Origin of the sequence: Microbacterium sp. SMR1 (assembly GCF_003289625.1) — a bacterium.
Lineage (GTDB): Bacteria > Actinomycetota > Actinomycetes > Actinomycetales > Microbacteriaceae > Microbacterium > Microbacterium plantarum.
This window is the reverse complement of the sequence record NZ_QMBN01000002.1, coordinates 288,422-307,971: the sequence shown is the minus strand read 5'-3', so window position 1 is coordinate 307,971 and position 19,550 is coordinate 288,422. Positions and strand designations below refer to the sequence as shown.

Sequence of the window (19,550 nt, the reverse complement as noted above, 5' to 3'; positions counted from 1 at the left end):
CGGGTGGTGTCGGACCCGCCCAGCGGTGGACGGTAGGCCCGAGTATAGGACGGATCGAGCAATCCGTCTATTAAAACGTATAAATATGTGCAACGCTGTGTTTCGCGCAGCCCGAGACGCTGAAGCCACTGAAAGGCGGCGTCGATCGGTCGGCAATCAATATGTTTTTTCACTGAGGAGAGAACGATGAAGAGATCCCTGCCCATCCTCGGGGCCACGCTGCTCGCGGCGGCCCTCCTGGTCCCGCAACCGGCGCACGCGCTGACCGCGGCCGAGCCCGAGACGGCCTTCGACGACTTCGTCGACGTCTTCTGGGACGACTCCGCGAACTACTTCTTCACGTACAGCGACCATCAGATCCACCCCGAACACGCGCACGGCCCCCAGGGCGGCCTCTACACGGACTACTGGTGGGAGGCGCAGCTGTGGGAGACGGTCATGGATGTCTACGAGCGCACCGGCAGCACCGACGCCCGCCAGATGATCGATGACATCTACGATGGTTTTCAGACGCAGTATCCCGACTTCCGCGACAACGACTGGAACGACGACATCGGATGGTGGGCCCGCGGCGCCATCCGCGCGTACGAGCTCACCGGCGACGTCGAGTACCGCGACGACGCGATCGAGATGTTCGATTTCATCGCCCAGTACGCCGACACGACCTACGGCGGCGGCATCTGGTGGAAGAACGTCGACATCGGCGACGGCGAGCGCAACGAGAAGAACGTCGCCACGAACGCGACGGCCGTCTACACGGCGATGCGCATCTATGCCGCGACGGGCGACGTCTCGTACCGCGACCGGGCGCGGAGCATCTTCTCCTGGCTCGACGCGAACTTCTACGTCAGCGGCAAGCTGCGCGACCACATCGAGGGCACCGGCCAGTTCGTCGACTGGGACTGGACCTACAACCAGGGCAACTACGCCGGCGCCGCCCTCGAGATGTATCTCGACTCGGGCGATCCCGCTGAGCTTTCGCGCGCGGTTGCGGCGGTCGACTGGGCCGTGGCGAACCTGACCTCATCGGGCACCTTCCTCTTCGAGGGCGTCGACGACACGGGCGGGTTCAAGGCCATCCTCACGCGCAACATCCGCGCGCTCATCGACGAGGCCGGGCAGACGCAGTATGAGCAGCTGCTCACCGACAACGCGACCCAGGCGGCCAACCACCTCAACTCCGCAGGCATCGGGGCATACGACTGGACCGCCCCGGCACCCGAGCTCGGCACGACCGCCATTCAGAGTCTCGCCGCAGCGGCCAGCGTTGCCGTCATGAGCCAGGCGACGCCCGACGGCTACACGGGGCCGGTCGAGGGAACCCGTGTCTACGAGGCCGAGAACACCGAGCGCTCGGGAGTGATCTCCGAGAGCGGGCAGTCGGGATACAGCGGGCGCGGATACATCGGCGGTTGGATCGGCGACGGCACCGGGGCGACCTTCCACGTCAACGTCGCGTCCGCCGGCACTTACGAGCTGCAGTTCCACTACGCCGCCGCGGCTGGTGTCGCCTCACGGGCTCTGACCGTCAACGGTGCGACGACCCCGCTGTCGTTCCCCGCGACGTCCGGCTGGGGTGACTGGCAGACGCGTACGGTGACCGTTTCGCTCGATGAGGGGTACAACCGCGTGGACCTGCGCGTCGACAGCGCGGCGGGCAGCGCGAACTACGTCAACCTCGATCGGATGACAGTCGCGGATTGACCGGCGGCCGGCGACTCGGGGCATCACGCCCCGGGTCGCCGGCGGCTACGGCGGGGCTGGACAACGAGGCGAAACGAGTCACTTACTGCACGCGCGAGACTGGACCCATGGCAGGTTTCCATCACGTCGAGCTCTGGGTCAGCGACATCGAGAGCGCACGCTCCGACTGGGGCTGGCTGCTTCGGCGGGTCGGCTTCGACCTCGAGAGCACGTGGGCGCAGGGCGAGTCGTGGGCGGCGGGCGGGGCCTACCTGACGCTCACCACCTCACCGAACACGGTCGGCGCCGAGCACGACCGTCGGCGGCCGGGCCTGAATCATCTGGCCTTCCACGGCCGCTCCCCCGCCGAGGTCGATGCGATCATGGCCGACGCCCCGGCCGCGGGCTGGATGCCGCTGTACCAGGAGCGCTACCCGCACGCCGGCGGCCCGCAGCACTACGCCGGCTGGCTCGAGAATGCGGCGGGCTTCAAGGTCGAGGTGGTCGCAACGGGGACCAGCTTCGTCGCGGAGATGAACCAGCACGCAGGCATCTCCTCGTCGCTGTGACCACGCCAGTCTGATCGGGACACCCGGCGAGCACTGCCCGAGGGATGCCGCCGTGTCAAGCCACTGGGGAACCGCTTCTCACCTCTTCTAGCTTCGGCCTCACAGGACGGCATCCATCAGGTCCTGCGGGGTCGAGGCCTGGAGGACGACATAAGCAGTACCGCTCGCGCGCGACCGACGACGGTCGGCGCCACACGGCCGGGGCGCATCCGGCAGAAGTACAACAAGCGCGAAGCGCTGGCGGGCTACCTCTTCCTGACGCCGTGGATCATCGGCTTCCTCGTCTTCACCGTCGGGGCGATGATCTACAGTCTGTACATCTCGTTCAGCAGCTACAACCTCGCCACGAACTCGTCGCGACCGATCGGCTTCGACAACTACGCCCGGCTGTTCGAAGACCCCCGCGTGGCCGTATCGCTGGCCAACACGCTGTTCTATGCCGTCATGGCCGTGCCGCTCGAGATCATATTCGCGCTCGTGCTGGCGCTGCTGCTGAACCGGATGGGTCGCGGCGCGGGGATCTTCCGCACGCTCTACTACCTGCCGAAGATGACGCCGGCGGTCGCAACTGCCGCGGTGTTCTTCCTCCTGCTCAACGGCAACTCCGGCGCGATCAACCAGGGGCTCGCGGCCATCGGCATCCAGGGTCCGCAGTGGCTCGTCGACCCGGCGTGGGTGAAACCCAGCATCGTGATCATGGCACTGTGGACCGTCAGCGGCACGATGGTGATCTTCCTCGCCGCGCTGAAGAACGTCCCCGTCGAGTTGTACGAGGTGGCATCCCTCGACGGCGCCGGCCCGGTGCGGAAGTTCTTCTCCATCACGCTGCCGATGATCTCGGGCGCGATGTTCTTCAACGTCATCGTCCTGTCGATCGCAGCATTCCAGGTCTTCGACCAGGCCTACCTGCTGTTCTGGCGGGATCAGAGCAACGCGTCGCCCGAGGCGTCGCTGTTCTATGCCATCTATCTGTTCCAGCAGGCGTTCCGGCAGTTCAATTTCGGGTTCGCGGCGGCCATGGCCTGGCTGCTGTTCGTCATCATCATGGCCGTCACGGTCATCCAGGTGAAGTTCGGCAACCGCTTCGTCTACTACGAGGGCGACCGCTGATGGCGACGAAGTTTCGCGCCCCGAAGACCGTCGCCGGCCGCGTCACGCTCGCGGCGATCTCGACGGGCTTCGCCCTGCTGTTCCTGTACCCGTTCGCGTGGCTGCTCGCGGCGAGCTTCAAGCCCCGCGGCGAGGTGTTCGACAACCGCCTCATCCCGCAGACCTTCGTGCCCGAGAACTACGCCGAGGTGTGGAACCAGCTCCCCCTGCTCAGCTGGATGTTCAACAGCGTCGCGATCGCGCTGCTGGCGGCGACAGCGGTGTCGATCTCGAGCTCGATCGTCGCATTCGGGTTCGCGTACTTCTCGTTCCCCGGGCGCAAGCTCCTGTTCGGACTGGTGCTCGCGACGATGATGCTGCCCGGCGCCGTGACGATGATCCCGGTCTACCTGATCTGGAAAGAGACGGGCCTGCTCGGCACGTGGGTCCCGCTGTGGGGCGCGAACCTCTTCGGGTCGGCGTTCTACATCTTCCTGCAGCGCCAGTTCTTCCTCGGCCTGCCGCGCGAGCTCTTCGAGGCGGCGCGCATCGATGGCGCGAGCTACTGGGGGCTCTTCTGGCGCATCGCGATGCCGCTGTCGGTGCCCTCGTTCGTGATCGTGTTCCTGTTCGAGTTCCAGGCGAGCTGGAACAACCTGCAGTCCGCGCTCATCTACCTCAACGCCGGGTCGGTCGACGAGTTCACCGCACCGCTCGGCATCGCCTACGCGATGACCAAGTACAGCCCGACCGCCGGCGGCCAGGGCGACTACCAGTACGTGATGGTGGCCTCGCTCATCGTCACGCTGCCCATGCTCATCCTCTTCGCCTTCGGGCAGCGCTACTTCATCGAAGGTGTCGCCACCCAGGGCCGAAAGGGATGATCCGCGTGCTCGCGCGGGACCACGACAGGAGGAATCACATGCGCAATCGACTGATCGGAACGACCGCGGTGGCCGCGGCATCCGTCATCGTGCTGGCGGGATGCAGCAACGACGCCGGCACCGCGGAAGACGTCGACTTCTCGGCGACGCCCACCGGAACCCTCGCGGCGTGGGGCTTCGAGAACGCCGACGACGTCGGCACCGCGCGACTCGACTACGCGGCGGAGCAGCTGTCGGATGTCGAGGTGCAGCTGGATGCCACGGCCTTCGACTCGCAGAAGTTCACGACCCGCATCGCGAGCGGCGACGTGCCCGACGTCGTGCAGATGGACCGCCGCTACGTCACGCAGTACGCGGCACAGGGCCTCATCATGCCCCTCGACAGCTGCTTCGAGGCACAGGACGTCGACGCGGACGACCGGTGGTACGAGTCGGTCGTCGACGATGTGCGCTACGAGGATCAGGTGTGGGGAGCGCCGCAGTTCTACCAGCCGCCGGCCATCATCCTGAACAAGCGGGTGATGGATGCCGCGGGCGTGACGGCGGACGAGATCGACACCTCGCAACCTGACGTCCTGCTGGCCGCCATCGAGAAGATGTACCAGGAATCCGGCGGCGTTCCGACGCGGCTGGGCCTCGACCCGGTGTCGACCGGTCAGTCCGCGCTGTGGATCCTCGGTGCGGGCGGCCAGCTCACCGATGACGACGGCGTGCCGACCCTCGACGACCCGAGCAACCTCGCGGGCATGGAGTTGCTGCAGCGGATCAACGACGCGCAGGGCGGGTTCGCGCAGGTGAAGAGCTTCACCGACGCGTTCGACACGTTCGGCGATGCGAACCAGTACGTCACCGATCAGGTCGGTGCGCAGGTCAACGCGCAGTGGTACCCGAACGTCCTCTCGCCCTACCTCGAGCAGATCGACATCGAGGCGGTGCCGTTCCGCGACAGCGACGGTGAGCCGTTCTCGGTGTCCGGCGGCCAGGCCTTCGTCATCCCGGCCGGAGCGAAGAACCCCGGCGCGGCCTGCGCGTGGGTCTCGGCTCTGACGAGCGGCGAAGCGTGGAACGCGGCGGGCGAAGCACGAGCCGCGACGCGCGCTTCCGACGGCGGCGCCAACACCGGCCTGTTCACGGGATCGCCGCAGCCCGACCAGGAGATCCGCGAGAAGTGGGTCACGCCGTCGGGCAACGAGGGCTTCGACCAGGTCGTCGCGACCTACTACGACGTGGTCGATTACGGCACCTCGTTCGGGTCGTCCCCCGCCGGGCAGGACATCCAGAACGAGCTGAACAACGCGGTGACGGCGGCCCTCCTCGGCGACAAGACCGCCGAGGAAGCGCTCGCGGACGCACAGGATGCCGCCATGCGGGCCTACGAGAACGCCACAGCGGCGCGCTGAGAAGTACGCAGACCGCTCCGGACAAATATCGACGTATCGCGTCACGTTCCGCGTCGAACGGCGTCTCACATGCATGAGCACCATGATGATCGCCGACGAACCGAAACGCGGACGCCCCACCCGCGGCGCATCGCCCAGCACGCCCGTGACCGTGCGCCTCACGCGTGAAGAGCGCGACGCCGCCGTTCGGCGCGGCTGGGAAGAGGGGATGGTTCTGTCCGAGACGATCCGCGCGGCTCTCCTCTACTGGATGTCAGCACCACGCGACGAGCGTCGACCTTGACCCTTATCCGGATCGTGCCGAGGCAATCCAGAATGCGCCGGGCTCCGAACACGCTCAGAGCGGGCGCCGCATATGCGGCGCCCCGCGCGCGCGTCCAAGGGGGGACCTCGCATGCACACGTCACCGTCTGACGAACCGAGGCGCGGTCGCCCCAGACGCAGTGCTTCGGCAAGCATCCCGGTCACCGTGCGCCTGACACCCGAGGAACGGGATGCGGTCGTCGCGCGCGGCTGGCAGGAGGGCCTGGTTCTGTCGGAAGCGATCCGCGCGGCCCTTCTCGACTGGGTCTCCTCGCCTCCCACGGACAATCCGTAGCCTCGCACCGATAATGGGCGGATGGAGCCGTGGGAGATGCACGCCTGGTACGCCGATTACCTGGAGGCCTGCAACCGCCACGACCTCGACGCCATTCGCTCGTTCATCGACCCGAACGTCCGGCGAGCGCACCTCCCCGGCGGAGCCGACGCCTGGATGACCGACGTCGTCGAGGTGCTCGATGCCTTTCCCGATTGGCAGGTGCGCCGCATCCAGCTCGTCGTGGAGGACGACCGCATCGCCGCGCATGTGCGCGCCAGCGGCACGCACATCGGGCCGTTCCGCGGTATCCGGCCCACCCGACGTCACGTCAATGTCGCGGAGTTCGGCTTCCTGCGGCTGGCGGGAGGTCGGATCGTCGATTTCGCGGGCACCACCGACCACGCGGCCCTGCTGACCCAGTTGCGCGACTGAACCGGAAGGAACCACATGACCGACATCGACTGGTCCGTAGGATCATGGACCAACGAACCCGCGGAGGCCGTGCTCGACGGTGACGACCTGCTCGTCACGGCACGCGAGGGCAGCGATGCCTGGCGCGTGACCTCGTACGGGTTCGTCCACGACGACGAGCACGCTCTGCTCGCACCGATGCGGCCCGACACCGCGGTCGAAGTCTCGTTCGTGCTCGACTTCGCCGCGCAGTTCGATCAGGCGGGAGTCTTCCTGCGCGTCGACGACGAGACGTGGATCAAGGCCGGCATCGAGCACAGTGACGGCGCCGACAGCCTGGGCGCGGTGGTGACCCGCGGGGTGTCGGACTGGTCGCTCGCGCCCGTCGCCGACTGGGCTGGTCGCATCGTCACCGTGCGCGCGAGCAGGTCGGGCGACGCCGTCACGATCAGGGCCCGCGTCGACGACGAGGACTGGCGTCTCGTGCGGGTGGCGCCTCTCGACCCCGATGCGGACGTCGCGGCCGGACCGTTCTGCTGCGCGCCGACGCGCACCGGGCTCACGGTTCGCTTCGTGTCGTGGCGGAGCGCGCCCGCCGACGCGTCGCTGCATCCCGATCACTGAAGCGCCGTCGCGCCCACCGGTCGATGGCGACCGACGCCCACACGGCGGCGAGCCCTCCGACGATGACGATGCCCTGCATCGCCAACGCGTACCCGCCGCTCGTGACGTTCGCCTCGACCAGTCGCGGACCGACGATCGGCGGCACCAGAGCGACGATTACGACGACCCACGACAGCGGATGCCGCCCCCGTGCGATCACCCAGCCGCCCACCCCGGCGAGCAGCGCGATGAACCCCTGGTTGAGCACGACCTCCCACAGCGGGTCGAGGTGCGCGAGGTGGCCCGCACCGCGCAGCAACCCGAAGGTGGCCCACAGGAACAGCGCGACGCACGCGAGGGTCACGCCGCCCACGCGACGCATCGGCGAGGTGGGCAGCACGGCGAGCGCGGCGACGAGGGTCGCGACCACGAGCACGAACTGGAGCGTGTCGACGTACGGCATGTCGTTCGTGATGGTGCCGGCGTACATCTCGGCCTGCACGATCGCGGAGAAATCGGAAGCGACGGCGAGGTAGGTCGCGAACATCGCCGCGACGACCGCGGCACCGTAGCGGGCTCCTCGATCGAAACGCGGGCCGTCGTCCATGGTGCGAGAGTAGCCTGATCGCCGAGCACTGAGCGAGGGAGGGGACCCATGGCCGACGCCGATCGCGACGAGACGGACGCCTCCTGGGCCAGCCGCCGACCATCGCGGCGCGACTTCCTCCGACGTGCGGGCCTAGGCGCCGCCGGCCTCGCCGTCGGCGGCTCGGCCGGGGCTGCGGTGACGGCGGCGATGACGGCGCATCCTCCCGAGTTCGCGCCCCTCGCGGCGCGCAGCGTCGCCGGGTTCGACCACGTCGTGGTGCTCATGTTCGAGAACCGCAGCTTCGACAACCTGCTCGGCCACCTCTACACGGCCGATGAGAAGAGCGCGGCCGACTTCGACGGCATCCTGCAGGGTGACTACGCCAACACCGCACCCGACGGCACGGTCGTGCCCGCGCACGTCTACACGGGCGCGACCGACCACATCATGCAGCAGCCGCAGCCCGACCCCGGCGAGACCTACCCGCACGTCAACACGCAGCTGTTCGGGACGATCGATCCGCCCGCCAACGCCGACATCGCCCGCAACGGACTGCAGCCGCCGTACAACGCACCCGCGGGCGGGAGCGCACCGCGTAACGACGGCTTCGTGCACGACTACATCGTCAACTACCGCCTCGCGAAGAAGCGCGAGCCGACCGCCGATGAGTACGCGACCGCGATGGGCGGCTTCGCGCCCGAGATGCTGCCGGTGGTATCGACCCTCGCCCGCGAGTTCGCGGTCTACGACCGCTGGTTCGCCGGGGTGCCGTCACAGACGTTCTGCAACCGCAGCTTCTTCCACGCCTCGACCTCGCACGGCTACGTCGTCAACCACACCGGCGACAACTACGACAAGTGGATCGACGCCCCCGCGGCGCCCACGATCTTCAACCGCCTCGAAGACGCCGGCCTGTCATGGCGCGTCTACTACGACGCGACGCAGCTCGTCTCACTCACCGGCATGCTCCACGCGCCGGTGCTCGAGCGGTACTGGAAGACGAACTTCCGCGTCATGGAGCAGTTCTACGAGGATGCCGCGAACGGCGAGCTGCCCGACTACGCCTTCATCGAACCGCGCATGGTCTTCAACCACAACGACATGCATCCGCCGTGGGGCGCGACCCGCGAGGGCGAGCTCGAGCTGCCCGACGGCAGCCGCATCCGCATCGCCAACAGCGCCGACAGCGATGTCCGCGCCGGCGACAAGCTCGCGCAGGAGGTCTACGACGCGATCCGCACGAGTGCGTCGACCTCCGGTTCGAACGCCATGAACACCGCGCTCGTCATCACCTTCGACGAGCACGGCGGCACCTTCGATCACGTCGCCCCGCCGTCGGCAGCGCCGCCCGACGCGAGCGGTCCCGGCGAGATGGGCTTCACGTTCGATCGCCTCGGTCTCCGGGTGCCGGCCATCGTGGTGAGCGCGTACACCGCGGCCGGAACCGTGATCCACGACGAGATGCACCACGGCTCGGTGACCAACACCCTGTGCCGGCTGCACGGGCTGCGGCCGCTCAACGTCCGCGACGAGACCGCCAACCCGATCTTCAACGCGGTCAACCTCACGACGCCGCGCCAGCCCTACACCTGGCCGCAGCCGCAGTCGCTGTACGTGCCGCCCAATCCCGAGAAGGGCACGGCCAAGGCCCCCGACGAGAAGCACCACAAGCGCCCGCTCACCCCGCCGGCGCGCGGGCTGCTCGGGCTCCTGGCCGCCCGATTCGATCCCGGCAGCACGTTGCCCTCCACATACGGCGAGGCCTACGACGCCCTGGTCGAGCACGGCACCGGCCTCTTCGGCGCGTACAACGCGCCCTCCTGAGCGTCGACTCGCCAGAAAGCGCGGGTACCGGACCGCCCGCATCCGCTTTTCCTGGCGACTCGACGGTTCCTCCCGCCAACTAGACTGATCGCGTCCGGCATCCCGAGTCCTGGAGTCCAGCCGCGTGAGCACCCCTGTCGCAGATACCGTCGAGAACGCCACCGCCACTCCGGAGCGTGAGCAGCCCTACGGAGCCCTGGGCCTCAAGCCCGACGAATACGCGAAGATCCGCGAGATCCTCGGCCGCCGTCCCACCTCGGGCGAGCTGGCGATGTACTCGGTCATGTGGAGCGAGCACTGCTCCTACAAGTCGAGCAAGAACTACCTACGCCGCTTCGGCCAGAAGGTCTCCGACGAGATGAAGACCCGCCTCATGGTGGGCATGGGCCAGAACGCGGGCGTCGTCGACGTCGGCGAAGGATGGGCGGTGACCTTCAAGGTCGAGTCGCACAACCACCCGAGCTACATCGAGCCGTTCCAGGGCGCCGCGACCGGCGTCGGCGGAATCGTCCGCGACATCATCTCGATGGGCGCGCGCCCCGTCGCGGTCATGGACCAGCTCCGCTTCGGCGCCATCGACCACCCGGACACCGCCCGCGTGGTGCACGGCGTCGTGAGCGGCATCTCGTTCTACGGCAACTGCCTGGGCCTGCCGAACATCGGCGGCGAGACGGTGTTCGACTCGGTCTACCAGGGCAACCCGCTCGTCAACGCCCTCGCGGTGGGCGTCATGCGCCACGAGGACATCAAGCTGGCGAACGCCACCGGCGCCGGCAACAAGGTCGTGCTGTTCGGCGCGCGCACGGGCGGCGACGGCATCGGCGGCGCCTCGATCCTGGCCTCCGACACCTTCGCCGACGGCGGGCCCACCAAGCGCCCCGCCGTGCAGGTCGGTGACCCGTTCGCCGAGAAGGTGCTGATCGAGTGCTGCCTCGAGCTGTACGCGGGCGAACTCGTCGAGGCAATCCAGGACCTCGGCGCCGCGGGCATCTCGTGCGCCACGAGCGAGCTCGCCGCGAACGGCGGCTCGGGAATGCGCGTCGACCTCGAGAACGTGCTGCTGCGCGACCCCTCGCTCACGCCCGAGGAGATCCTCATGAGCGAGAGCCAGGAGCGCATGATGGCGATCGTCGCCCCCGAGAAGCTCGATGCGTTCCTCGCCGTCGTCGGCAAGTGGGATGTCGAGACGAGCGTGCTCGGCGAGGTGACCGGCGACGGCCGCCTGCAGATCTTCTGGCACGGCGAGCAGATCGTCGACGTCGACCCCTCGACCGTCGCGGTCGACGGCCCGGTCTACGACCGCCCGGTCGCCTACCCGACCTGGATCGATGGCCTGCAGGCCGACTCGGCGGCATCCCTCCCCCGCGCCACCGACGGCGACGCGCTGCGCGATCAGTTCCTCCAGCTCGTGGCGAGCCCGAACCTCGCCGACACGTCGTGGATCACCAACCAGTACGACTACTACGTGCTGGGCAACACCGCCCTGAGCTTCCCCGACGACGCCGGCATGATCCGCGTCGACGAAGAGTCGGGCCTCGGCTTCGCGATCGCGACCGACTGCAACGGCCGCTACTGCCAGCTCGACCCGTACGCCGGCGCCCAGCTCGCCCTCGCCGAGGCGTACCGCAACGTCGCCGTCACCGGCGCGAACCCCACCGCCGTCACCGACTGCCTCAACTTCGGCAGCCCCGAGAACCCCGAGGTGATGTGGCAGTTCGGTCAGGCCGTCGACGGCCTCTCCGACGCCTGCCTCGAGCTCGGCGTGCCCGTCACGGGCGGCAACGTCTCGTTCTACAACCAGACCGGCGACCAGCCGATCTTCCCGACCCCGGTGGTCGGTGTGCTCGGCATCGTCGACGATGTCGCCCGCCGCATCCCGTCGGGCTGGCAGGACGCCGGCGAGAACATCTACCTGCTCGGCACGACCGCCGAGGAGCTCGACGGCTCGGCGTGGGCCGACACCATCCACGGCCACCTCGGCGGACGGCCCCCGAAGGTCGACCTCGCCGCCGAGAAGCGTCTGGCCGGCCTCATCCAGGCCGCCTCGCAGCAGGGACTCATCTCGGCCGCGCACGACCTGTCGACCGGCGGCCTCGGCCAAGCCCTCGCCGAAGCGACGACCCGCTTCGGCGTCGGCGCACGCGTCTGGCTCAGCGAGATCGTCGAGCGCGACGGCGTCGACGTCGCGACCGCGCTGTTCAGCGAGTCGACCGGCCGCGTGATCGTGTCGGTGCCGCGCGAGGAGGACGTCAAGTTCCGCGGGCTCTGCGAGGGACGCAACTACCCCGTCATCCGCATCGGCGTGACGGATGCCGCCGAGGGCGTCGAGTCCGTGCTCGACATCCAGGGTCTGTTCTCGGTGCCCGTCGCCGAGATCCGCGCCACGTCGCGCGCGACGCTGCCCGCCGCCTTCGGCGAGATCGTCGACGAGGTACCGACGTCATGAGCGCGTCATGAGCGGGCGCGACCTGACGCCGCAGGGTGAGGACGACGAGTACGCCGGCTTCGCGCGCGGACGCTCGCGTCGCATGCGCGTGACCGCGTGGGTCGCGATCGTCTCGCTCATCCTCGTCGGCGGTGGCTCCACCGTCTTCGCGCTGCTCTTCGGCTGATACATCCGCAGGACTTGTGGGGCTGGTGTGGCCTCACAGCCGGTTCGACCGCGCACCAGCACCACCGATCCGACAGGTGTATCCCCAGCCGGCACGAAGACTGGACGCGGCGAGGTGCGTAGGCTGAAGGGGTGGATCCGATCCTCATGCTCGCGGCCGAGTGGTGGTGGATCGCGCCGGCGGGAGCCAGCGCGGGCGCCCTCGGCTGGGCCGGCCTGCGCCGGGGACGACCGTCGCAGCGTCGCCTCGAGCTCGATGCCGCGCAGCTCGACCTGCGCCGGGCGCAACAGGCTGTGACGCACGCTCGCGCGCAGCTGAAGGTGGCCCGCGCGGAACTGATGCGCGCCCAGGCCGAGAAGGCGACCCCGCGCGCGACAGCCGGAGCGGTGCCGGAGGCCCGTCGCCGCCTGCAGATCGCCGAGCGTCAGGCACGCGCCGCCGTGGCCGAGCTGAAGGCGCGCCGCGCGGGCGTGCAGGCGGCGCGGGCGATGATGCCGACCTCGCGCAAGGAGATCGACCGGATGCCGCTGGCCCGGCTGATGGCCGAGCACGACGTGCTTCTGGCGCGGTGGATGGACTACGAGACGGATGCCGCGAAGGCGATCGGGTTCCCCATGATGCTCGATGCCCGCTGGCCGCCGATGGACCTCTTCCTCCGCGAGCACCAGCAGGCGTCGTGGCTGCGACCCGCCTCGCGCGATGTCCGCATGTCCCCGGCCGATTACAGCGCCTACCGTGAAGCGGTCCGTCGGGCGACCCACGCCTTCGATGCGGCGGAGCGCGCCGCCCGGCAGGGTACGCCGCGCGCGCTTCCCGAGCCCGACGACCGTTCGCCCGACTGGGCGGAGGTCGCGCAGGACCTTCTCGACAACGCGCAGCGCGCGATCACCCGGTCGACCGAGATGTGGAACCGGATGCGGCGCGACCGCCCGTCCCGCGGCGAGCGCTCGGACCGGCCGGAGTGACGAAACCCCCGGGAGCAGCTCCCGGGGGTTTCGTTCTGCGTCAGAGAGGATCAGCTGGTCTGCAGACCGTCGACCTTGCTGCCGTACTCCTCGAGCCAGGCGGTGATCGCCTCGGCTTCCTTGCCCTCGCCGTACTGGTTGACGACCATGTCCTCGAGCGCTGCGTACTGCTCGTCGTCCAGCTTGATCTTTCCGATCAGCTCGGCCGCCTCGGGGTGCTCGTCGGCGAAGCCGGACGTGGCGAGGAAGTGCAGCGCCTCGGTGTCGCCCATCGCACCGCGCGGGTCTTCGAGGTCCTTGAGGCCGTAGCGCTCGTTGGCCCAGAACGGACGCCACGAGGTCACGACGATGTCGCGCTGCGCCGCGATCGCGGTATCGAGCTCGGTGAGCATCGCCGCGGTCGACGAGGTGACGAGCTCGTACGTGCCGTCGAGGCCGTACTCGGGGATCATCGACTCCTGCGTCTGCTTGGTCAGACCCGCGCCCGGCTCGATGCCGTAGATCTGGCCGCCGAAGCGGTCGGCGTTGGCGGCGAGGTCCTCGATCGAGGTGATGTCGACGTACTCGGGCACCGCGATCGTGAGCTTGGCGTTGTCGTAGTACGCGCCGAGGTCGTCGATCTGGTCGCCGTAGCGCTCCATGTACGAGGCGTGGGTGAGCTCGGGCCAGGCCGACGGGTAGATGTCGACGTCGCCCTGCGCGAGACCGGCGTATAGCGGGCCCGCCTCGGTGAGCTCCTGCATCTCGACGGTGTAGCCGAGCTGCTCGAGCTGGTTCTCGAGCAGGTACGCGGTGCTGAGGCCGTCGGTCCACGAGGGCAGGTAACCCAGCGTGATGGTTCCCTTGCTGTCGCCGTTCTCGCCAGAGCCGCCTTCGGCCTGGTTACCGCTCGCGCAGCCGGCGAGGGCGAGGGATGCCGCGGCGCCGAGCGCCACGATCCCGGTGAGGTGTCGCTTGTTCATCGTGTGCCTTCCGTATGGATTCATTTCGTTCCGTATGGGTGGTGCAGGGAGGATACGTTCGGATGCCGCGGGGTCAGGCGGCGGGGGCGAGCTCGCGCTTCTCCGCGGCGGTGGCGGCGGCCGCGGCTGTCCGGCGACGGCCGATCACGCCGAGGATCGACCCCTTCTGGCCCTTCATGTCGCCGAGGGCGGAGGTCAGGCGATCGAGATAGATCGCGAGGATGACGACGCTGAGGCCCGCCTCGACACCGGTGCCGATGTTGACGGTCGACATCGCCTGGACGATCTCCTTGCCGAGCCCGGGCGCACCGGCGATACCGGCGATGACGGCCATCGAGAGCGCGAGCATGATCACCTGGTTGACACCGGTCATGATCGTCGGCATGGCGAGCGGCAGCTGCACGCCGCGCAGGATCTGCCCCGGCGTGGCGCCGAATGCGTGCCCGGCCTCGACCGTCTCGGAATCGACGCTGCGGATACCGAGCTCGGTCAGGCGCACGCCCGGGGGAAGCGCGAAGATCACGGTCGCGACCAGACCCGGTACGAAGCCGATGCTGAAGAACACGATCGCGGGGATCAGGTACACGAACCCGGGCATCGCCTGCATGAGGTCGAGCACGGGCTTGATCACCGCGCTGAAGCGGTCGCTGCGGGCGGCGAGGATGCCGAGCGGCACAGCGATGACGACGGCGATGACCGTCGCGATGACGACGAGCGCGAGCGTCTGCATCGCGGTGACCCACTGTCCGACGCCGAGGATGATCGCGAACGAGATCGCGGTGCCGATCGCGAACTTCCACGACCGCAGGAACCAGCCGAGCAGTGCTGCGACGACGATGACGACGGCGATCGGGGCGCTCAGCAGCAGGTCGGCGAGCGAGCCGACGAGCCAGCCGACGGCGGTGGAGATCGCGCCGAGCAGCCACGAGACGTTGTCGCGGATCCAGTCGACCGCGACCTCGGCCCACTGGCCGAGCGGAATGCGGAAACCATCCATCAGCGCACCTCCCCGTTCTGGAGAGCGGCGCCGTCGACGGCGGTCGCCTCCGCGAGCACCTCGTCGATCGCGGCCTGCGGCATCGGCTGCAGCGGGATCGTGATCTCCTCCGTCGCGCCGGGGCCGGGGCCGAGGGCGGCGAGCAGGGTGATGCGGGGGATGACGCCGACGAGGCGCCCGTCCGCATCGGTGACGGCGAGCGGCAGCGGCGACTCGACGGCCGGGACGAAGAGGTTCATGAGAACCTCGTCCTGGCTCACGGTCTGCGGCGCGGGCTTGATGACCGACGACAGCGCCGACTCGCCGCGGCGGACGAGCTTGACGGCGTCGCGGTCGGTGACGACACCGAGCAGCTTGCGGTCGCGGCCCACGACGTAGGCGGCCGACATGAAGGCATCCCGCATCTGCTTGAGGGCGACGCGCGGTCCGGCGGACTCGGCGACGACGGGGCGCGGCCGCTCCATGACGTTCGCGGCCGTCAGCACACGGGCACGGTCTACGTCCTGCACGAACTGCTCGACGTAGTCGTTGGCCGGGTCGGTGAGGATGTCTTCGGGCGTGCCGATCTGCACGATGCGGCCGTCACGCATGACCGCGATGCGGTCGCCGAGGAACATGGCCTCGTTGAGGTCGTGCGTGATGAAGATGATCGTCTTCTGAAGCTTCTGCTGCAGTTCGAGCAGCTGCTCCTGCATCTCGCGGCGGATGAGCGGGTCGAGTGCGCTGAACGCCTCGTCCATGAGAAGGATGTCGCTGTCGGCGGCGAGCGCGCGAGCGATGCCGACACGCTGCTGCATGCCGCCGGAGAGGGCGGACGGGAGCTTGTCGCCCCAGCCCTCGAGTCCGACGAGGGAGAGGATCTCCTCGGCCTTCGCGAGGCGCTCGGTCTTCGCGACGCCGCGCAGCTCGAGCGGGTAGGCGACGTTCGCGGCGACGCTGCGATGGGGAAGCAGCGCGAAGTGCTGGAAGACCATCGCGATGCGCTCTCGACGGATGCTGCGCAGACGGGCGGGCGCGACGTCGGTGATCGAGTCGCCCTTCACCGTGATCGTTCCGGCGGTGGCGTCGTGCAGCCCGTTGAGCATGCGGATCAGAGTCGACTTGCCCGAGCCGGAGAGGCCCATGATGACGAAGATCTCACCGGGCTGGACGGTGAAGGAGGCATCGATGACGGCGGCGGTCCCGGCGTCGGCGATCTCGTTGCGCTGGGCTCCGGCCCGGAGCTTCTCGACGACGGACTTCGGGTTGCGCCCGAAGACCTTGTACAGATTCTTGGCTTCCAGAGCGGGGGAAGTCGCTTCCCCCGGAGAAGACGGACTGGTCACAGGTCACCTCGGCAGCCGGTGCAGGCTGCATCGGTTACGCCCGGGTGGCGACCTCCTGGCGCGCGTCTCGCGACGGCGTCTCGGCTGCGGATGTCGGATCCACGAGCACAGGCCGCCGACCATACGTTCGCCGGTCTGGCACCCCCAGGGTTGCCACCAGCGACCGCGGACTGGTCGGGTAGTGGCCCGCGGCGGGCCTCATCCAACGTTTCACGTTCGGGGGTCAGTCGCAAATCGGATTCGGGATTTGACCTCTGATCGGCCATTCCGATATCACGCGCGCGGGCGCTGCGACTTCTGCGCCGACTCACAGCAAACTGTTTCTGCAGTAGACATACAGTTACTCCATGACTCGCACGACGCTCACACAGGTCACTCCGGTCACGCGCGGGGAGATCGACGCGGCCGCAGAACTCCTGACGCTCGCTTTCGCCGACGACGCCCCGACGCGGGCACTGCTGCAGGAGCGGGGTGATGACGTGCGGGCGCGTCATCGACTGTTCCGGGCCGTGCTCCTGGGCGGACCGTTGCAGAACGGGACGGTCGACGGCGTGCGCGATCTCGATACCGGGAGGCTCCTCGGCGTGGCGGTGTGGTCTCGACCGGGCGAGACCGGGATGCGCACGGCAGCACTTCCGGAGTACGTCCGCGCGATCGGCATCGGCGGCCTGTCCCGTGCTCTGCGCGTATCGGACGCGATCGACGCGCACCGCCCCGCCGTGCCGCACTGGTACCTGAAGGCGGTCGGTGTCGCGCCGGATGCGGTCGGCGGGGGCATCGGGGGAACCCTGCTGTCGTCGCGACTCGAGCTCATCGACGCGACCGGCTCGCCCGCTTATCTGGAATCGTCCAATGACCGCACGACGGCGCTGTATCGCCGGCACGGCTTCGTGCCGCTCACGCGCCTGCCCTGGCCCGACGGCGCCGGCCCGACCGCCATGTGGCGCACCGGCGGCACGCCGTCGAGGGGAGCCCGTCATGCGGCCGAGTAATCGCGAGCTGATCCTCGACGCAGCCGTCGCGCTCTTCGCGGATTCCGGTGCCGAGTCGGTCACGTACGACGACCTCGCCGCACGGACGGGTCTCACCAAAAGCGGCATCGTCTACCACTTCGCCACCCGGCAGCTGATCCTCGAGGCGGTGGCGGGTCGCCTCATCGACGGCTGGGCCGGGTCAGCGGCATCCCACCTTGTCGGTGATCCCGACGATCCCCCGCACCGGCTCTCGGCCTTCGTGGCGGGCATGCTCGAAGGAGACGCCACACCGGCCGAACTCCGGCTCGCGGTCGAGACGCTCGGCGGCCGGCGGATGCATGACGAGTGGGAGGGCATCCGCGCATACTGGCTGCAGCCGGAGGATGCGACGCCCGCGCAGCTGACGGCCGTGGCGGCGGCGCTGGGGCTGTGGGTGAGCCGGGCTACGGGATTCCTCGACCTCGACGAGGATCAGCGCGCCGCGGTCGACCGCTCGATCCGGGACCTCGCGGCTACCGGCGACTGAGCCTCAGTCCGCGATGTCCTCGGCCGCGATGCGGTGATGCCGGATGACCTCGGCGACGACGAACCCGAACCACTTCTGGGCGAACTCGGGGTCGAGGTCGGCCTCTTCGGCGAGACGCCGCAGGCGAGCGATCTGCCACTCCTCCCGGCCGGGGTCCGAGGCGGGCATGCCGTGAGTCGCCTTGAGCTCACCGACCTGCTTCGTGCAGCGGAACCGCTCGGCCAGCATGAAGACGAGCGCGGCGTCGATGTTGTCGATGCTCGCCCGCAGTCGGTGGAGTTCGGTCGTGGCGTCGGTCATGGTGGCTCCTTCCCTCGCCGACCCTATCTTCTCGGCATGGGCTCGCGACCCCACCGCGAGCCGTGGACCCCGCGCCTAGAGTGTGACCATGACGAAGCCTCGCTCGAACAGCTCAGCTCCCGCGGCGCCCTCCGCTCCGGTGGCCGGGCCGGCCACGCGTGATCAGCCCATCTGGGGCGCGCTGTCCCGGCCGTTCGCGGCCGGCTTCTTCCTGGCGCTGGGAGCCCTCGCGGCGATCGTCCTGGGGCTGGCGGTCTCCAGCCTGTCGACGGTTCTCATCTACGTCGCGATCGCACTGTTCGTCGCCCTGGCGCTCGACCCCGTGGTGCGGTTCCTCGTGCGGCGCGGCATCCCGCGCGCCTGGGGCATCGTCATCACGTTCGCCGCGCTCGCGCTCATCATCGCCGGCATCCTGTGGGTCGTCCTGCCGCCGGTCGTCCGCCAGGTCGAACAGTTCGCGAAGGACGTGCCGTCGATCGTCAACGACATGTTGCGCAGCGACACCGTGCGCTGGCTGGAGAGCACCTTCGGCGACAGCCTGAGCGACGTGCTCAACGAGGTGCAGAGCTTCGTGACCAACCCGTCGAACATCGCGGCGATCGGCGGGGGCCTGCTGCAGGTCGGCGTGAACGTCGTCACGGCCATCTCGGGTTCGATCATCGTGCTGGTGCTGAGCCTGTACTTCCTCGCATCGCTGCCCCGCATGAAGAACGCGCTCGTTCGCATCTCGCCCGCGCGCTCCCGTGCGACCGTCGCCGACATGACCCGGCAGATCACCGAGTCGATCGGTGGCTATCTCTCGGGCATGGTGGTGCTCGCGCTCATGAACGCGACCTTCGCGTTCATCCTGCTGACGATCCTCGGGGTTCCGTTCGCGGCGCTGATGGCCGTGCTCGCATTCGCGATCACGCTCATCCCGCTCGTCGGAACCGTCATCTTCTGGGTGGGCGCCTCGGTCATCACGCTGCTGACGAACCCGACCGCCCCGCTGCCGGCGATCATCTTCGCCGCGGCCTACCTGCTCTACATGCAGGTCGAGGCATACGTCCTGACGCCGCGTGTCATGAACCGGACGGTGTCGGTGCCGGGGTCGCTCGTGGTCATCGGAGCGCTTGTCGGCGGCACCCTGCTAGGCCTGCTGGGCGCGCTCGTCGCGATCCCGGTCACGGCGTCGATCCTGCTCATCATCAACCAGATCGTCATCCCGCGTCAGGACGCGAAGAAGCTGCCGCACTGAGCCCCGCGGTGGGGGCACGC

Annotated in this window: 19 protein-coding genes; 14 read left to right on the top strand and 5 right to left on the bottom strand. The window is 68.8% G+C overall.

Annotated features, from left to right (window positions below):
• Window positions 1–186 precede the first annotated feature (186 nt).
• From DO944_RS06135 to DO944_RS06100, 7 genes are all read left to right on the top strand, one after another.
• Window positions 187–1,704: a glycoside hydrolase family 76 protein gene (locus DO944_RS06135; RefSeq protein ID WP_112615723.1), complete on the top strand. Its 1,518-nt coding sequence runs from the start codon at window positions 187–189 to the stop codon at window positions 1,702–1,704.
• A gap of 107 nt (window positions 1,705–1,811) precedes the next feature.
• Window positions 1,812–2,252, top strand: coding sequence for a VOC family protein (locus DO944_RS06130; protein WP_112615721.1), 441 nt, complete (start codon window positions 1,812–1,814; stop codon window positions 2,250–2,252).
• A 207-nt stretch (window positions 2,253–2,459) separates the two neighbouring features.
• On the top strand, window positions 2,460–3,362 hold the full coding sequence (locus DO944_RS06125) for a carbohydrate ABC transporter permease (RefSeq protein WP_396652019.1): 903 nt from the start codon (window positions 2,460–2,462) through the stop codon (window positions 3,360–3,362).
• Entirely contained in the window at window positions 3,362–4,225 is an 864-nt protein-coding gene (locus DO944_RS06120; RefSeq protein WP_112615717.1) for a carbohydrate ABC transporter permease, read from the top strand. Before DO944_RS06125 ends, DO944_RS06120 begins: the two co-directional genes overlap by 1 nt.
• A 38-nt stretch (window positions 4,226–4,263) precedes the next feature.
• Entirely contained in the window at window positions 4,264–5,625 is a 1,362-nt protein-coding gene (locus DO944_RS06115; protein ID WP_112615715.1) for an ABC transporter substrate-binding protein, read from the top strand.
• 619 nt (window positions 5,626–6,244) lie between these two features.
• A complete protein-coding gene (locus tag DO944_RS06105) occupies window positions 6,245–6,637 on the top strand; it encodes an ester cyclase (RefSeq protein ID WP_112615711.1) in 393 nt (130 codons plus the stop codon).
• Window positions 6,638–6,652: 15 nt separating this feature from the next.
• Window positions 6,653–7,240, top strand: coding sequence for a DUF1349 domain-containing protein (locus DO944_RS06100; RefSeq protein WP_112615709.1), 588 nt, complete (start codon window positions 6,653–6,655; stop codon window positions 7,238–7,240).
• On the opposite strand, the gene DO944_RS06095 is transcribed toward DO944_RS06100, so the two are convergent.
• Window positions 7,176–7,826 carry a hypothetical protein gene (locus DO944_RS06095; RefSeq protein ID WP_112615707.1) on the bottom strand — a complete coding sequence of 217 codons (651 nt, stop codon included), beginning with the start codon at window positions 7,824–7,826 and terminating at the stop codon, window positions 7,176–7,178. The two genes, DO944_RS06100 and DO944_RS06095, sit on opposite strands and share 65 nt — an antisense overlap.
• 48 nt (window positions 7,827–7,874) lie before the next feature.
• On the opposite strand from DO944_RS06095, the gene DO944_RS06090 reads away from it, so the two are divergent.
• The 4 genes from DO944_RS06090 (at window position 7,875) to DO944_RS06080 (ending at window position 13,209) form a co-directional block, all read left to right on the top strand.
• Complete coding sequence (locus DO944_RS06090; RefSeq protein WP_112615705.1) at window positions 7,875–9,632, top strand: alkaline phosphatase family protein; 1,758 nt, start codon at window positions 7,875–7,877, stop codon at window positions 9,630–9,632.
• A gap of 124 nt (window positions 9,633–9,756) precedes the next feature.
• Window positions 9,757–12,078 carry a phosphoribosylformylglycinamidine synthase subunit PurL gene (gene purL, locus DO944_RS06085; protein WP_258524588.1) on the top strand — a complete coding sequence of 774 codons (2,322 nt, stop codon included), beginning with the start codon at window positions 9,757–9,759 and terminating at the stop codon, window positions 12,076–12,078.
• 7 nt (window positions 12,079–12,085) lie between these two features.
• Complete coding sequence (locus DO944_RS15645) at window positions 12,086–12,244, top strand: hypothetical protein (protein WP_181574204.1); 159 nt, start codon at window positions 12,086–12,088, stop codon at window positions 12,242–12,244.
• A 131-nt stretch (window positions 12,245–12,375) separates the two neighbouring features.
• Window positions 12,376–13,209, top strand: a complete 834-nt coding sequence (locus DO944_RS06080) for a hypothetical protein (RefSeq protein ID WP_112615701.1) — start codon at window positions 12,376–12,378, stop codon at window positions 13,207–13,209.
• Window positions 13,210–13,259: 50 nt separating this feature from the next.
• On the opposite strand, the gene DO944_RS06075 is transcribed toward DO944_RS06080, so the two are convergent.
• The 3 genes from DO944_RS06075 to DO944_RS06065 all read right to left on the bottom strand — a co-directional run bounded on the left by DO944_RS06075 (window position 13,260) and on the right by DO944_RS06065 (window position 16,493).
• Window positions 13,260–14,171: a glycine betaine ABC transporter substrate-binding protein gene (locus DO944_RS06075; protein ID WP_112615699.1), complete on the bottom strand. Its 912-nt coding sequence runs from the start codon at window positions 14,169–14,171 to the stop codon at window positions 13,260–13,262.
• 73 nt (window positions 14,172–14,244) lie between these two features.
• Complete coding sequence (locus DO944_RS06070) at window positions 14,245–15,168, bottom strand: proline/glycine betaine ABC transporter permease (RefSeq protein WP_112615697.1); 924 nt, start codon at window positions 15,166–15,168, stop codon at window positions 14,245–14,247.
• Window positions 15,168–16,493 (bottom strand): glycine betaine/L-proline ABC transporter ATP-binding protein, encoded by a 1,326-nt coding sequence (locus DO944_RS06065; protein WP_112615695.1) that lies wholly within the window; start codon window positions 16,491–16,493, stop codon window positions 15,168–15,170. The genes DO944_RS06070 and DO944_RS06065 overlap by 1 nt, the downstream gene beginning before the upstream one ends.
• Before the next feature lie 347 nt (window positions 16,494–16,840).
• Here DO944_RS06065 and DO944_RS06060 point away from each other — a divergent pair, with 347 nt between their 5' ends.
• Window positions 16,841–17,485, top strand: a complete 645-nt coding sequence (locus DO944_RS06060; RefSeq protein WP_112615693.1) for a GNAT family N-acetyltransferase — start codon at window positions 16,841–16,843, stop codon at window positions 17,483–17,485.
• Window positions 17,472–17,993, top strand: a complete 522-nt coding sequence (locus DO944_RS06055; protein ID WP_181574167.1) for a TetR/AcrR family transcriptional regulator — start codon at window positions 17,472–17,474, stop codon at window positions 17,991–17,993. The genes DO944_RS06060 and DO944_RS06055 overlap by 14 nt, the downstream gene beginning before the upstream one ends.
• Window positions 17,994–17,996: 3 nt before the next feature.
• Here DO944_RS06055 and DO944_RS06050 read toward each other — a convergent pair whose 3' ends face one another.
• Window positions 17,997–18,293: a chorismate mutase gene (locus tag DO944_RS06050; protein ID WP_112615689.1), complete on the bottom strand. Its 297-nt coding sequence runs from the start codon at window positions 18,291–18,293 to the stop codon at window positions 17,997–17,999.
• Window positions 18,294–18,381: 88 nt separating this feature from the next.
• Here DO944_RS06050 and DO944_RS06045 point away from each other — a divergent pair, with 88 nt between their 5' ends.
• Entirely contained in the window at window positions 18,382–19,530 is a 1,149-nt protein-coding gene (locus tag DO944_RS06045) for an AI-2E family transporter (RefSeq protein ID WP_112615687.1), read from the top strand.
• Window positions 19,531–19,550 lie beyond the last annotated feature (20 nt).